Here is a 15,244-nt window from a genome sequence, read left to right as displayed (position 1 = left end):
CGTTATAGGGACCCGAAGAGGCGCTTTCAACGATGCCTCAATAACTTCCGGGTATTTGATAACGAAATGTTTCAGTTTGTCGCGGGCCGGCGGACGTAAACCGCGAAGCGGGTCGAGAAACTGTCCCTTTCGCCCTGCGGGTAGGCGGTCTCCTCGCGCTTCGCGAACACGGCCGGATCGATGGCGGGAAAGGTCGTGTCTCCATCACCGATGATCGTTCCAACATGGGTGACATAGAGGATGTCTGCCGAGTCCAGTGCCTGCCGATAAATCTCTCCGCCGCCGATCACGCTGACTTCAGAAGCGTTGGTCTCAGCCGCGATCTTCTGCGCCATCGCAAGGGCCTCCTCCACCGATCGCGCCGTTTGTGCGCCATCGACCGCGAAGTCGGGGTTGCGGGTCACCACCACATGCGGTCGCCCTGGAAGCGGTCTACCCCCGAAGGATTCCAGTGTCTTGCGGCCAACGACGATCGGCTTACCGATCGTCAGCGCCTTGAACCGCTTGAGGTCTGTCGACAGGCGCCACGGCATCCCGCCGTCCCGACCGATGACGCCATTCTCCGATACTGCGACGACAATGGAAACAGGGATGCGGCTCATACGGCGATCGGTGCCTTGATGCTGGGGTCAGCCTCATAACCTTCCAGAGTAAAATCCTCGAAGCGGAAGGAAAGGAGATCGTCGATGTCAGGATTGATCCGCATCATCGGCAGGCGCTTCGGCGTCCGTGTCAGTTGCAGCTTCGCCTGTTCAAAATGATCCGCATAGAGATGAGCGTCACCCAGGGTGTGAATGAAGTCCCCGGGCTTCAGCCCCGTCACCTGCGCCACCATCATGGTCAGCAGTGCATAGGAGGCAATGTTGAAGGGCACGCCAAGGAAGATGTCGGCCGAGCGCTGGTAGAGCTGGCACGAAAGCCTGCCGTCCGCAACATAGAACTGGAACAGGCAGTGGCACGGCGGCAGCGCCATCTCATCCACCTCCGCCGGGTTCCACGCGGAAACGATATGCCGGCGCGAGTTGGGGTTGTTGCGGATGCTCTCCACGACATTCACGATCTGGTCGATCCGGCGACCGTCGGGCGACGGCCAAGATCGCCATTGCGCTCCGTACACAGGGCCAAGGTCGCCGTTCTCGTCGGCCCATTCGTCCCAGATCGAAACGCCATTGTCCTTGAGATAGGCGATGTTGGTGTCGCCTCGCAAAAACCAGAGGAGTTCATGAATGATGGAGCGCAGATGCAGCTTCTTGGTGGTCAGCACCGGAAAGCCCTGCGCCAGATCATAGCGCATCTGATAGCCGAAGATCGAACGCGTACCCGTGCCGGTCCTGTCACCACGGTCGGTGCCGTGTTCGAGAACGTGTTGGAGAAGATCGAGATATTGCTTCATACTGCAGCCGCCGATTCCTGGATTGCCGCACCTTACCGTCTGCGTTCGTTCGCACCAATGCCACCCCATCTCCTATCTACAGGTATATGAAGACGCTGGCGCAGCCGGGGACAACATTCCGATCCGGTAATCGAGCGTCCTCCCCTTTTCAGAAAGCTATGGAAAGCCTATATGGGGTGTGCCGGACTTCGGTCCGGCTATGGCGATAAATGGGCGATGTAATAAACCTATTGGACCCGGGGGCGGTACCCGGCGCCTCCACCAAAAACCGGTCGGTCGAACAGACCGGCTTTTGATGGGGGCGAAATAGGATCGACAAGGGTGTAAAGATCGTACTTTTGCTCGGCATGATACCGCCGTTATCGGGTCACAAGTGTAGTTGCAAATGACAACAACGCTAAGGGTTATGCTCTCGCTGCCTAATGGCGGTGCGGGAAATCCGAACCAAGTCCTCTAGGTTAGCCCCTTGAGGCGGGGTCCGAAGGCACCTGGCAACAGAAGCCTTCACCTTCTCCCTTCCGACGAATTTATGTACAATGGCACCGACGCGACCGCTTTTCGGCAAGTCGTCGCCGTGGCATAAGCAGGTTTCGTTACTTGATGAAATGAGAGAAGAACCGAATGGGGCAGGATCACATCCGCTACGATATCTTGGCACAGGACGCGCTACGCGGCGTCATCCGCAAAGTACTGGCGGAGGTTGCAGCGACCGGCCGTCTGCCCGGTGACCACCATTTCTTCATTACCTTCCTCACGGGCGCTCCCGGAGTACGAATCTCGCAACACCTGAAAGCCAAGTATCCGGAGCAGATGACAATCGTCGTCCAGCACCAGTTTTGGGATCTCAAGGTTTCAGACACTCAGTTCGAGATCGGTCTGTCTTTTTCCGACACTCCGGAGCGGCTGGTGGTCCCGTTCAACGCGATCCGTGGGTTCTACGATCCGGCAGTGAACTTCGAGCTGGAATTCGAGGTACCGCTGGCGGAGGAGGACGAACAGACAGACGCGGAAATCACAGCAATCCCGGTCGAATCCGCCACGCGCGCTGAAGCTGGCGACCAGGCCGGCGACGAGGAAAAGAAGCAGGCATCGGTCGTTTCCCTCGACTCCTTCCGCAAGAAGCAGTAGCGGCGGCAGGTGATGAGCGGCGATGTGATCAACCTGCGCCAGTTTCGCAAGTCGAAGCAGCGCGTTGAAAAGGAAAGGCAGGCGGAACAGAACCGCCTGTCCTTCGGGCGAACCAAGACCGAAAAATCGCTGACAAAGACACTCAACGACAAGGCGGAGCGGGCTCTGGATCAGGGCCGACTGGAGACACCGGTTGATCGGGAGTGACACCTGGCACCGCAGGCCGCACGCTTGAATGGCAGCTTCGTTTCAGAGGGAGGTGCTGTTGATACGCAAGCATTCTGCCACGCTTCATGGTCATCGCACCAGCTTTTCACTCGAGGACGAATTCTGGGATGAGTTGAAGCGCATCGCCGGCGACCGCCAGATCAGCATCGCCGGACTGATCGCGGAAGTCGACGATGGCCGCGCCTCCGACAGCAATCTCTCATCGGCACTTCGGGTCTATGTTCTGCGCTCTTTGAGGGGTGGGCAGAGCCGGAGTGACAACGCCGCCTAGGGCTGCACGCCCGGCAAGTTCTGGATGCTGGGAGTCGTCAGCGGCGGCAGATCCTGGCGAAAGACGTCCTGCGTCGGCGGCACGCTGAGTTCGAGCGCTCTCTGCTGCTCCTCACGCCGGCGCTGCTCTTCGGCCGCCCGTGCGGCGGCAGCCGCCCTCTCCTGCTCGGCCCGCGCTGCAGCCTCGGCCTGGCGCCGTGCCTCTTCTTCCCGCCGGGCCTGTTCCTCTGCCTCGGCGCGCAAGCGCGCCGCCTCCCGCTCGGCGGCCTGATAGCGATAGAGCGCCACCTCCCGGCGCAGCCGCTGCTTTTCCAACACGCTCGCCTGCAGCGCCTCCACACGGCGACGCTCACGCTCGAAGGCCCGCAGCGAAAGGAAGTTGGTCAGCGGCGCAACGGTCATTTGAACTGCCGGATCGGACACATTGCCCGAATAGGTGAGGCGCACCGCCGGCTCCCCGCCAGCAAGCCCCTCGTCTCCCGGAGCGTAGATCACGGCAAGCTCCCCGCGCAGCACGCCGTCCAGGAGATCAATTCGGACTTCGCCGGCCAACCCCGTCTCGCCGGCTGCGGCGGCGACATTCTGTGCCCTCACCTCGCCCTCGGTAATGGTGAAGGGCACCGTGACGGAGCCGAGCCTTGCCTCTCCGGTGCGGACGAACTGCTCGACGACCGGCCGTACCTTCTCTTCCGTCAACTCACCCTCGATTTGATCGACCTGTGCCAGCACTGCCGGCAGTGCGGAGGGCTCGATCCCCTGGACAACAAGATCCGAGAGCTGCAGCTCGCCCGAGCCATTGAGCGACGCCATCAGCTGCGCCGGCGATTGCGCCGTCGCCTCGGCGGAGATCGTCGCATTCACGCGGCCGGTGGCAACGGGAGCATCACCCGCCTGCCAGACCACGGAAGCGAGATCCGCATTCTCGACGGCGAGGCGCGTCTGAAACATACCAGTGCCCTCGCCGTTCGACATTGCCAGCCGGCCTGATATCCGCCCGCCCTTCCAGGACCCGGTGGCATCGTCAATCGAAATGCCGCCGTTGCGATGGGCGATGGTACCCGTGAAGTCCGTCACATCGCCGACAGCGCCCGGCCGGAACGTATTCGCCTGAACCTGCAGCCGGGCTTCCGCTGTTCCGAAGATCGGCAGGGAGAATGGCTTGTCCGACAAGGCGCCGGTTGTCGGATCGGCAAGCGTGCCATAGGCAGCCTCGCCGAGCCAGGCGAGGTCCAGCGTGTCCAGCGACAGATCACCAACCAATGTTGTCACGCTGGTTGTGCGATCGATGACAAGTGCGTCGCTGGCGACTGTGTTCCCCCCAACCTCCCCCGCCAACTCGCCGACGCGAACCGCCTCCGGCGTGATTGCCAGATTCGCGGCCAGTTCCACCGGCAGTCCGGTGCCGAACTGCGGCAATCCAAAGCCCGTCATCAGCAGATAGGGCTCAAGATCTTGCGAGCGAAGTATCACCCTGCCCGCGCCAGTGGCAAAATTCTCCGCTGCCAGGTCGAACGAGCCGTTCAGATCAAGATGCGTCGTGTTTGTGTCATAGCCAAGGGCAACTGTCGCCGGAGCGTCGTCTTCCTGGCGAACATCGAGCGACAGCCGCCCGGAGCCATCCTCGCCGAGGGGCAGCGGTTCCAGCCCGGCCTGACCGAGCAGAACGGAAGCCTGCTCGTTCTGAAGCTGCATCGAGAGCGAAAAGTCAGTGCCGGCCGTCACGTCGAACAGCGTCGGCATGGCAAGCTCGGCCGACACAGCGCTGCCATTGCTGGTGCCGGTTATCTGTGCGGCCGCCCCGGCTATGTCGCCACCGACGGTGATGTCGGCCGAAAGCTCCGTATCCGAATACCAGCGCGCGCTTTCCGCCAAGCGGTCGATAAGCGGGTGTCTCGAAAGCTGATTGCGCAACATCGCCAGGAACGGCGCAGGATCAGGTGCGCGGAACGTCGCCGATCCGGTGCCTTCATAGGCCAACAGGGAGCCGGAGAGATTGCCGCTGGCGGTGATGGCCGCTCCGGCCACGTCGCCGACCGACAACCGCTCGAGCGACAGCTCCCCCTCTGAGAGGGTGAACACCGTATCCACATCATCGGCGGCAATCCCGAAGGCGGTGAACCGTTCTGCCTTCAAGCTGGCAGCGACCTTGTGATCGAGGACGTCCGCGCCCGCATCGTTGCCGGTGATCAAAGAGGCGAGCGCCCGCATGGCATCAAGATCGATCTCGTTGCCGGCAAGATCGAGCGTCAGCGACGGCGTCGCTTCGATGGGTGCATGTCGTTCGACACGCCCCCGCAGCGTTGCCGGACCGATCGCGAGCTCCAGATCGTCAAAGCGCTGTAGTTCGGGAGTGAGATTGACACGCGCCGAAAATCCAGCGCTGCGCAGCTGCCGGATTGCCGGATCAACCGAGCCCGACAGCCAATCTGCAAGGCCCGATGGCTGATTGGAGGCAAGGAGCATGTCGCCAACGAAGGAGATGCGATCCTCCAGCGCCAGTGCGCCCTTCGCCTCAACCTGGGTCCGCCCCGGCAGCGTCGCGGCAAAGTTCTCGACGGTCCAGCCGGCGCCCGCAGGGCGCACATCGATCTGGATGTCTCGCACTGTGGTGTCGTTTGCCACGACCGCGGGCAGGCGGAAGCTGGCCCGTCCCGGCACCTGCGGGATCGGGATCTGTGTGGCGATGTCGACGAACGCCTGGATGCGTCGTTGCGCGGATGCTGCCGCGTCGCGGCCGGTCTTTGCCCGCTCGCCCTTGCCCAACCGGTTGACGTCGATCTGCTGACCGTCCGCCGTCAGCAGGAATTCCGGCTGCTCGCCGGTGTCCAGCGTCGCCTCGCCGGTGACGACGTAGGGATCGTTCAGCGGCCCCACCTCTAGACGGTATTCCGGCACGCGAATGCGCTCGTTCGTAAGCTCAAAATTGCCTCTCAACCGCGGTCTCGGTGGAGGCGCTTCTGTTGGTTCCGTCTCGTCCTCCTCCTGCAGGAAATCGAGCGCGAAACGACCGTCATAGGCAGGCCGGTCTTCTGAAAGAGCAAGATCGCCATCGAGCGTCAACGCGATGGGTGCTGCGTCCGGCAAGAGCCGCAGCCTGAGCGGCACGCTTTGCTCCGTCCGGTCCGCCTCACCCGTCGAGAGCGTGAACGATGCTTCTTCCCCGTCAAGCGATGCGTAGCCTTCGCCGCGCCACGGACCTGCCAGCGATCCGGCCGAAAGGTCAGCGTTCAGACCCTCCAACTGGCGCGTCTGGCCGCTCTGCTCGTCGATCAGCTCGATCGAGCCGCCGGTGATGTGCACATCCTCAATCACCACGGTGCGCAGCGGTATGTCGGCTCGGCTGCCGCGCATCCAGTCCAGCGTCCCGTCTTCCAGGATGCGGACCCGCGCCTTCGGCTGGTCGATGCGCATGTCGAAGATGCGCGCCTCCCCCGACAGGAAAGGCGCAAGCTCCATGTCCATGGAAAACTGCTCGGCCGACAACTGCGGCTGGCCATCCTGGTCCTGACCGACGCGCACGTCGTGCAACGTCACCGAAGGAAACGGCAGGATGCGAGCCTCGACCTCGCCATGGACCGTCACCTTTTTGCCGAGGATGCGGCTTGCCCGCTGCTCGAACTCCACTCGGAAGTCGCTCCAGTCGACGATGAACGGCGCCAGCAGTGCGGCAAACAATGCCACAACCAGAAGTCCGCCGACGGTCAATAGGATGCGCCCGAGCAAAGCTTAAGCTCCCTGTGTATGCGAAAAGACTAGTTCCATCCGAGGCATAGGCGAGTCAAGCATCGACCATGCTCGGGGCCGGCGCAAAGATTTTGCCCGGGTTGAAGATGTTCTGCGGATCGAGGCTTTTCTTGATTGTCCGCATGAGGTCAACCGCGCCGCCGAGCTCCTGTTCCAGGAAGCTCAGCTTGCCCTGGCCGATACCGTGCTCGCCGGTGCAGGTGCCGCCCATTGCGAGCGCCCGGGCATTCAACCGCCCGACAAAAGCTTCGGCACGAGCGACGTCGGCTGGGTCCGTGTCATCGAACAGGATCAGCACGTGGAAATTGCCGTCCCCCGCATGCCCGACGATCGGCGCCAGGAAACCATGCTCCTCGACATCCGCCTGGGTCTCGACCATGCAGTCAGCGAGCCGCGAGATCGGCACGCAGACATCGGTCGACAGACCGTTGAGCTGCGGCGCCAGCGCCCGCGACGCCCAATAGGCATCGTGTCGCGCTTTCCAGAGGCGGCTGCGCTCCTTAGCATTGGCCGTGAAGCTGAAGCTGTCGCCGCCACATTCCCGTGCGATCTCCGAGAACTGCTCTGCCTGCAGCGCCACCGTCTGCTCCGTCCCGTGGAATTCGACAAAGAGCGTCGGTTTTTCCGCATAGGAGAGGCCGGAATAGGCGTTGCAGGCGCGCATCTGCATCTGGTCGAGAAGCTCGATGCGGGCAACCGGGACCCCCATCTGGACCGTCATGATCACCGCATCGCAGGCAGCCTTCACTGTCGGGAAGGCGCAGACGCCACCGCCGATCTTCTCCGGGATCCCCTGCAGGCGAAGCGTCACCGAAGTGATGACGCCGAGCGTGCCTTCCGAGCCGACAAAGAGGCGTGTCAGGTCGTAGCCGGCCGAGGACTTGCGGGCGCGCTGGGCGGTGCGGATCTCTTCGCCGTCGGCGGTGACGACGGTAAGGGCCAGGACGTTGTCCTTCATCGTGCCGTAGCGCACAGCGTTGGTACCCGATGCTCGCGTCGCCGCCATGCCCCCGATCGAGGCATTGGCGCCGGGATCGATTGGGAAGAAAAGGCCCGTGTCGCGCAGTTCCGTGTTGAGCTGTTCGCGGGTGACCCCCGGCTCGACAACGACGTCGAGATCTTCGGCGTTGATCGCAAGGATCCGGTTCATGCGGGAAAAGTCGATCGATATCCCACCGTTTGGCGCATTGACCTGACCCTCGAGCGAGGAGCCGGTCCCGAAGGGGATGACAGGCACGCGCTGGGTGCCGCAGGCGCGGACGATTGCCTTCACGTCCTCCGCACTCTCGACGAAGACCACGCCATCCGGCAGCTGCGCCGGCAGGTAGGTCGTGGTGTGCGCATGCTGCTCGCGGAAGGACTGGCCCGTCTGGAAGCGTTCGCCGAACTGCTGCTTCAGAAGCCCGAGAACCGTCGCGATCCCCTCCTCGTTCCTCACCCCCGGCCGAACATCCTTCACCGCCATCGCATCGTCTCCGCACGCCCTTTTGCTCAATGGGTTAGGCGACACGGGGGTGTTTGTCCAGAACGGCGCAGGTTCAGGGTACGAATGCGCGCCAGATACTTTGGGGTTCGCATTTCTCCGGAGGACAGACCTGCCGAGGGTGACGATCACGGAGTCTCCCTTGGCGATCTTGAAATTTCAAACTGGACGGGGCGCTGAAAGCTGCCTCGTAAAGTGATTTATGTGGCACCTCTCAGCGCCACGTTCGGCTGTTTGTGCCAGCGACCTGGGTCCCTCTGCAAAGGTCTGATGAAAACGCGTTTGACTGCCGGTTTCCCGGGTTCCGAAGCTTGTCGCCTCGGCATCTCGTCGGACTTGAAGGTCCGGCGACACCATCCTCTTCGCCCCCCTGTGTGCCGCACAGGCACGCCCGGCGCGCCGTTCGGGCATCAGAAGCAGGTGGCCGGTCCGAAACCATCCCGCTTCCCCCATGTCGCCGGAGGGGGACCGATTTCCGCGGACCCCGATGATGAGGACTTACGTCGTTTCCTCACCACCAGCGCCGGCCCCCCTCGCCAGGACGCCTCCTGGTGTATCCGCGGCGGGACGGGGGAAGTGTAAGCACGGGTTTGGAGGAGGTGAATCTGGATGGGGTTCAGTGGCTGATATCTTGAGGATCGGTTGCAGTTTCCACCTGTAAATGCACGTCTTGAAGGCAGCTTGGTGCCGAGAAAGGACATCCATTGAGCCTTGGAAAGTCGCAGGAGCTTCGTTCGACAATTCCTGCTGCTCGAGATCGTCTGCGGTCAGAGCTGAATGTTAGGATCATAACCGGAGCGACCTCATCATGAGGCTCGTGACGACCTTCGCGGGCAAACTCCGGAACATTAGTTTCCCCCAAAAATTAGTCAGTGAAGAATTCGAGAGGAAGGCCATGATCGCCGCGACAGTGACACAAAGAGACGGCCAATTTTCTGGCAGATTTGAATGGGCGGGCTACGCTCTTGGCTTCGGCATTGGCGGCTTCTTCGATGGCATACTCCTGCATCAGGTTTTGCAGTGGCATCACCTGCTAAGCGGCGTTGAGCAAGCACGGCAGGATATTCGCGTTCTCATCCTTTGGGACGGCATCTTTCACGTGTTGATGTACGTCATCGCCGGAATTGGCCTTTGGCTGCTTTGGCGAACGCGGAATGAGTTTCCCGCTGCGGGCGCGGATCGTCGCCTTTTTACGAATGCCCTGATTGGCTTTGGCGTCTGGCATATCCTCGACAGCATTTTGTCGCATTGGATGCTTGGCATTCACCGTATCCGGATGGACGTGGACAATCCGCTGTTCTGGGACTTGCTTTGGTTCGCCGTTCTCGGACTCGGCCCCTTGGCTATCGGCTTGATGATGCGCCGTGGCTCATCCAGCGGCAGCGACCGCGTGATGAGTTCACCCCTCGCTCTTGTCTTGGCTGCCCTCATCGCAGGCCCGATTTCTGCTCTCCCTCCCGCCGATCAAACACAAGTGGTGGTGCTTTTCCGGCAAGATCTTACCGAGCAGCAAGCCGTCGCCGCCATCTTGGCGGTCGATGGCAGAATGATCGGTTCCGATGCATCAGGGCAGATTTGGGCTGTCGATATGGCCTCTGGCGGACATCCCTCAGAACTTTATCGCTACGGGGCGTTACTGGTGAGCAATTCCCTGCTGCCCCTCGGGTGTTTTAATTGGACCCGAGCATAGCTCCGCGATGACGTACAACACTCAAGACGAAGCGGGCCTAAGAAGACCCGCTTGCTCGACTTCGCGACAGAAAATCCCCGCCGCCCTCGCCCTTCGACGAAATGCTGCATGCCGTCGCTGCAGTCGTTCGCCGCTTCGATCGCCATGCTTACGCGGATTGCTCCTCACCCCGAGAGTGAGGGCTGAGCGGATGCCTCAGCTGTAGCCGCCGTCGGCGCGCTGCTCGGCGGCCTCGCGCTGGGCTTCCACCATTTCGTCGGGACCAGTCTCGCCGCCCTGACCTTGAGAGCCGTTGGACGCAGCGTTGCCGTTCCTTTTAGAGCCTGTCCCAGCGCCATTGCCGCTACGGGTATGGGCGTTCGGGATGTGGCGGGTGTCGAAATAGGTGCGGAACGCGGTGATCTTGCCATCGGCCTGCTCCAGAACACTGACGCCGTCGTAGTGGAAGGACTGACCGTCGATCGAGCCTTCGCTGTGCCATTCGAGGAAGGCGACGCCATCCGCATCGCGGACGCTCCTGAAATCGGAGCGGATGTCGTCGAAGGCGTCGCGATACTGCGACCAGAATTCGCTTGCCGCACGCGTGCCACCATTCTCTCGGTGGATCAGCGGATTAGCCACCTCCGCATCCTCGGAGAACAGGGAGGCCATGGCGTTCACGTCGCGGTCACCTTCCAGGCGGCGAAGGGCGTCGATGAATTGGTCCGTCAGCTGTGACATGAAGAACTCCTGTTGGTTCACTTGTCGCCAACCGACAGGGGCAGACTATGTTCCGCAGATGTGATAGCCGGCCGATCAATTCATTCCGCGGCAAGCAGCGGCCGTTCGCCGTCTTCGTTCGCCTGCGCCCGCGTCGCCGTCGCCAGCTCCTGGTGTAGGCGCCGCTCCTCATGGACATGCGGCTTGGCGAAGCGGGCAATCAAGAGATAGGCGACCGGCGTGATCAGAAGCGTGACGGCCGTCGCAAGCCCGAGGCCGCCGACGATGACCCAGCCGAGCGCAATACGCGCTTCCGCCCCCGCACCCTGAGCCAGGATCAGCGGAACGCCGCCGATGACGGTGGCGATCATCGTCATCATCACGGGACGCAGACGGATGCTGCAGGCCTGCTCGATGGCCTCGCGCACACCCGCGCCGCGATCACGCAGCTGGTTGGCGAACTCGACGATCAGGATGCCGTTCTTGGCCATGACCCCGACGAGGAGGACGAGACCGATCTGGCTGTAGACGTTGAGGCTGGAGCCCGTCAGCACCAGCGCGAAAACGGCGCAGGCAAGGCCGAGCGGGACGGTGGACATGATGATCAGCGAGGACAGCACGCTTTCGAACTGCGCGGCGAGCACGAGGAAGATGATGGCAATGGCAAAGCCGAAGGTCATCAGCATGCCGGAGGCATTTTCCTCCAGCGTTGCGGCTTCGGCAAGCGGCATCAGGCGGGAGCCCGGCGGCAAGAGCGGCTCGGCCATTTCCTCCACCGCCTCCACGGCGTCGCCCAAGGTCACCCCCTGGCGCAGGTTCCCGGAGAAAGACACCGCCGCCAACTGCTGCTCGCGATTGAGTTCCGGAGCGACTGCTCCCTCTTGCAGGGTGGCGATCGTCGATAGCGGTACGATCTTGCCGTCGCCGGCCTTGAGAAAGACGTTTTCCAGATCGGTCGGATCATCGACCGGCTGGGTGTTGGATGTCAGCTTCACCGGAAGCGCTTCTCCCTCGACGAAGACGTCGACGATCGAACGGCCTTCAAGCAGGGACTGCAATGCCGCCGACAGCCCGGTGACGTCGATACCGAGATCGGACGCCCGCTCGCGGTCGATCGCAACAGAAAGCTGCGCCTGGGTGGGCTCGTTGGAAAGGCGCGGCGTTTCAAACAGACCGCTGTCTTCCATCTTGTAGACCAGCTGAATGGCAGCTTGTGTCAGTTGCGCATGGTCGCTGCCGACCATCGCCATCTGCAGGCCGTTGCCGGCGCCGCGGATGCGCAGGCTGTTGGGCTGGATGGCAAAGCCCCGCAGCGCAGGCACCTTCTGGGCCGCCGCATTGACGTCTTGGGCAATCTCGTTCTGGCTGCGCTCGCGCTCCCCCCAGGGAGCAAGGGTCAGAACCATGAAGCCGCTGTTCGTGTTGCTGCCGAAGCCGGAGATGGAGAAGACGTTCTCGATCTCTCCTGACTCACGCAGAGGCTGCAGGTTTTCCTCGACCCGCTGCAACTGGTCGCGGGTATAGTCGAGGCTGACGCCTTCCGGCGCAGACAGACGCAGCATCACCAGCGAACGATCCTCCTGCGGCGTCAGCTCGCTGCGCACCAAGCCAAACGCGCCGTAGGCGGCGGCTGAGATGATAGCCGCAACGACGATCACCAAGAGGGGCGCGTCCAGGCACCGGCGCAGCACGCCGGCATAAAGGCCGGCGAACTTGCCGCCGACCCAGCCGAGCGCGCCGCGATTGCTGTCCTTGATCGGCTTCGACAGCATGCGCGAGGCGAGCATCGGGCAGAGTGTCAGCGCAGTGATGGAGGAAAGTGCCACGGCAAAGGCCAGCACGAAACCAAACTCACGGAACAGCCCGCCCATCTGGCCGGGCAGGAAGGAGAGCGGAATGAAGACGGCCGCAAGGGTTGCGGTTGTGGCCAGCACGGCGAAGAAGACCTCCTGCGTACCCAGCACGGCGGCGGCCCGCGGCCCCATGCCCTCCGAGCGGCGGCGCACGATGTTCTCCAGGACCACGATCGCATCGTCGACGACGAGGCCCGTCGCCAGCACGATCGCAAGCAGCGTCAGGATGTTGATCGAGAAGCCGACGAGATAGATCGCAACCAAGGTGCCGATCAGCGCAACCGGCATGGTGAGCGCCGGGATCAGCGTCGCACGCCAGTCGCGCAGGAAGAGGAAGATGACGATCAGCACGACGCTGGCCGACAGCGCCAGCGCGATTTCCACCTCGTGCAGCGCGCCCTCGATGAACACCGCGTCGTCACTGGTCACGGAAATGCGCGTTCCCTGCGGCAGGTTTTGCTGCAGCTCGGCAACCGCAGCATGAACGCCCTCGGAGATGCTAAGCGTGTTGGACTGGGCCTGGCGGATGATGCCGAGGCCGACGCCCTGCACGCCATTGGCGCGCAGCACGGTGGAGCCGTCGTCAGGACCGAGCGTCACGGTCGCGACATCGCGCAGGCGGATATTTTCCTTGATCAGAACGTTCTCGAACTCTTCCGGCGTCGTCAGGTTCGCGGTGGCGCGTACCACGATGTTCTGACGGTTACTTTCCAGCGACCCGGCCGGCACGTCCAGCGCGGCAGTGGAGAGCGCCGTCGAGATGTCACCGACCGTCAGTCCGCGACCGGCCAGTGCCGCCTGATTGATGTCGACGCGGAAGATTTTCTCCTGATCGCCGTAGAGCTCGACATCAGCGACGCCGTCGACGGAAGCGAGCCGATCGGTCACCTCGTTGTCAACCAGAAGCGTCAGATCTTCCATCGACAGCGTGCTGGAGGTAACGGCGATGCGCATAATCGCCTGGGAATCGGAGTCGGCCTTGACGATCCGCGGCTCGTCGGCATCGTCCGGGAGTTGGTTGGTGATGCGGCCGAGTGCATCGCGCACGTCGTTGGCGGCCACCGCAAGGTCTGCTGTATCGGAGAATTCCAGCGTGACACGGCTGGAGCCGAATTGTGATTCCGACGAGATGGATTTCAGCCCGCTGACGCGCGCCACCACGCCTTCGATGACCTGCGTCAGTTCCTGGTCGATCGTCTGCGGCGAGGCGCCGTCGTAAGATGTGCGTACGGTAATGACCGGCTGGTCGACGTCGGGGAGTTCGCGCACCTCCACGCCAAATAGCGCGGCAAGGCCAGCGACGACGAGGAGCGTGTTGAGAACGGCGGCGAGGATCGGGCGCCGGACGAAGAGCGCGGTAAAGCTCTGGCCGGCGGTCTCGGCCTTCTGCGTCTCGTCGTTCGTCATTGGCTGGCAACCTCCGCCTTGTCCGGCTGGCCGGCAAGCTGCACGGGAGCGCCTTCACGGACGCGCTGCAGCCCCTCAATCACCACGGCATCGCCCGTAGTTAGATCGGCATCAACAAGAACCACATCCGGATTGCGCTGGATGATCCTGACCCGCGTCTTGACCGACTTGCCGTCGACCACCTGCCAGACATAGGAGCCTTCCGCGTCCCATTGCACGGCGAGCGGATCGACGGCGGGATAGGTGTCGCCGGCAAAGCGCATGCCGACGTTGAAGGCCATGCCGGCACGCAGCACATCGTCCGGGTTCTCGATGCGGGCGCGGACGCGCAGCGTGCGGCTCGCGGGATCGACGCGGTTGTCGATCGCCTGGACGACGCCGGTGAAGGCCTCGCCCGGGCGAGCGATGGAGGTCGCTTCCACTGGATGATCGACGGAGATCGCGGTGGCGAAGCGTTCCGGCGCCCAGAAATCGACGAGCAGCGAGGAGCGGTCGTCGATGGTGACGATGGCGGTCTGGGTAGTGACGTTGTCGCCGACATTGACCGGCACGATGCCCGCCACGCCGTTGATCGGCGAGAGGATCTCGCGGCGCTTCAGGTTGAGCTCCGCGGTGGCGAGCTCCAGCTTTGCGGTTTCCTGCGCGATCTGCGCGTCGAGGACATCAAGACGTGAGACGGAACGGAGATTGCTGAGCGAATCGGAACGTTCGGTGGCGCTGCGCAGCGCCACCTCGGCCCGGTCGCGTGCAATCACCTGCTCGTCGTCATCGAGCCGCGCCAGCACATCGCCCTTGGCAACTTTCTCGCCGGCCTCGACCAGTATCTCCTCGATCGTACCGGCAGCCTGCGGCATGACGACGACGGACTGGATGGCCTCGCCGCTGCCGATCGCCGAAAGCCGGTCGTTGACCGTGCCGGTGGCGACATCTTCGGTGACGACCGTCGTTGCCCGTCCGCCGCCGGGGCCCCTGCCCTGCCCGCCACCTTGTCCGCCACCCTGGCCACGTCCAGCCCCCGCCCCTTCAGACGCACCATCGGCCGCTTGCGGGGAAAGTGCGGCAACGATCGGCTGCGGCACGCCCATCTTGGCAAGCGTCTCACCGGCGCCCGGCACCAGGAAGACCCACAGACAGAGGGCGACGGCAACGACGACGAGGCTGAGCAGCAGCTGCTTCCAAAGGCGCATGAAGGTCTCCGGCAGGAGGAAAAGATAAAAATGAACCGGCTATATGTTTACGCCGGACTATACACGCAATTCGCGATCCACATCCTTACGGATTTGTAACCTCCCGGTATTTCACGCAAATGTCAGCATTGCGGCGTGCGCATGCAGAGGACATTGCGGCTG

General features: G+C 62.7%; 11 protein-coding genes and 1 other RNA gene. 5 read left to right on the top strand and 7 right to left on the bottom strand.

All coding sequences use genetic code 11. From position 1 onward, the window contains the following. Nucleotides 1–71: 71 nt before the first annotated feature. Nucleotides 72–602 (bottom strand): dihydrofolate reductase, encoded by a 531-nt coding sequence (locus LXM96_RS05305; RefSeq protein ID WP_239997345.1) that lies wholly within the window; start codon nt 600–602, stop codon nt 72–74. Beyond that, on the bottom strand, nt 599–1,393 hold the full coding sequence (locus LXM96_RS05300) for a thymidylate synthase (RefSeq protein WP_239997344.1): 795 nt from the start codon (nt 1,391–1,393) through the stop codon (nt 599–601). The genes LXM96_RS05305 and LXM96_RS05300 overlap by 4 nt, the downstream gene beginning before the upstream one ends. Before the next feature lie 141 nt (nt 1,394–1,534). Here LXM96_RS05300 and ssrA point away from each other — a divergent pair. The 4 genes from ssrA (at nt 1,535) to LXM96_RS05280 (ending at nt 3,020) form a co-directional block, all read left to right on the top strand. Then, nucleotides 1,535–1,902, top strand: a transfer-messenger RNA (tmRNA) gene (ssrA, locus tag LXM96_RS05295). A gap of 112 nt (nt 1,903–2,014) precedes the next feature. After that, entirely contained in the window at nt 2,015–2,521 is a 507-nt protein-coding gene (locus LXM96_RS05290; protein WP_239997342.1) for an SspB family protein, read from the top strand. Between the two features lie 12 nt (nt 2,522–2,533). Next, nucleotides 2,534–2,728, top strand: coding sequence for a DUF4169 family protein (locus LXM96_RS05285; protein WP_239997337.1), 195 nt, complete (start codon nt 2,534–2,536; stop codon nt 2,726–2,728). A 58-nt stretch (nt 2,729–2,786) separates the two neighbouring features. Next, nucleotides 2,787–3,020 (top strand): ribbon-helix-helix domain-containing protein, encoded by a 234-nt coding sequence (locus tag LXM96_RS05280; RefSeq protein ID WP_239997336.1) that lies wholly within the window; start codon nt 2,787–2,789, stop codon nt 3,018–3,020. Here the strand turns inward: LXM96_RS05280 and LXM96_RS05275 are convergent. Together LXM96_RS05275 and LXM96_RS05270 are read right to left on the bottom strand one after the other, a co-directional pair. Next, nucleotides 3,017–6,742 carry an AsmA family protein gene (locus LXM96_RS05275; protein WP_239997335.1) on the bottom strand — a complete coding sequence of 1,242 codons (3,726 nt, stop codon included), beginning with the start codon at nt 6,740–6,742 and terminating at the stop codon, nt 3,017–3,019. The genes LXM96_RS05280 and LXM96_RS05275 overlap by 4 nt on opposite strands. Before the next feature lie 55 nt (nt 6,743–6,797). Continuing rightward, entirely contained in the window at nt 6,798–8,228 is a 1,431-nt protein-coding gene (locus LXM96_RS05270) for an FAD-binding oxidoreductase (protein WP_239997333.1), read from the bottom strand. A gap of 826 nt (nt 8,229–9,054) precedes the next feature. On the opposite strand from LXM96_RS05270, the gene LXM96_RS05265 reads away from it, so the two are divergent. Next, on the top strand, nt 9,055–9,936 hold the full coding sequence (locus LXM96_RS05265) for a DUF2243 domain-containing protein (RefSeq protein WP_239997332.1): 882 nt from the start codon (nt 9,055–9,057) through the stop codon (nt 9,934–9,936). Nucleotides 9,937–10,131: 195 nt separating this feature from the next. Here LXM96_RS05265 and LXM96_RS05260 read toward each other — a convergent pair whose 3' ends face one another. From LXM96_RS05260 to LXM96_RS05250, 3 genes are all read right to left on the bottom strand, one after another. Continuing rightward, entirely contained in the window at nt 10,132–10,656 is a 525-nt protein-coding gene (locus LXM96_RS05260) for a nuclear transport factor 2 family protein (RefSeq protein WP_239997330.1), read from the bottom strand. A gap of 80 nt (nt 10,657–10,736) precedes the next feature. After that, a complete protein-coding gene (locus LXM96_RS05255; RefSeq protein ID WP_239997329.1) occupies nt 10,737–13,895 on the bottom strand; it encodes an efflux RND transporter permease subunit in 3,159 nt (1,052 codons plus the stop codon). Then, entirely contained in the window at nt 13,892–15,082 is a 1,191-nt protein-coding gene (locus LXM96_RS05250) for an efflux RND transporter periplasmic adaptor subunit (RefSeq protein WP_239997328.1), read from the bottom strand. Before LXM96_RS05250 ends, LXM96_RS05255 begins: the two co-directional genes overlap by 4 nt. Nucleotides 15,083–15,244: the final 162 nt, after the last annotated feature.

The organism is Rhizobium halophilum, assembly GCF_021648825.1.
GTDB classification, from domain to species: Bacteria; Pseudomonadota; Alphaproteobacteria; order Rhizobiales; family Rhizobiaceae; genus Neorhizobium; species Neorhizobium halophilum.
Note: the sequence above shows the minus strand (reverse complement) of the source record. Positions and strands in the feature narration are given on the sequence as shown.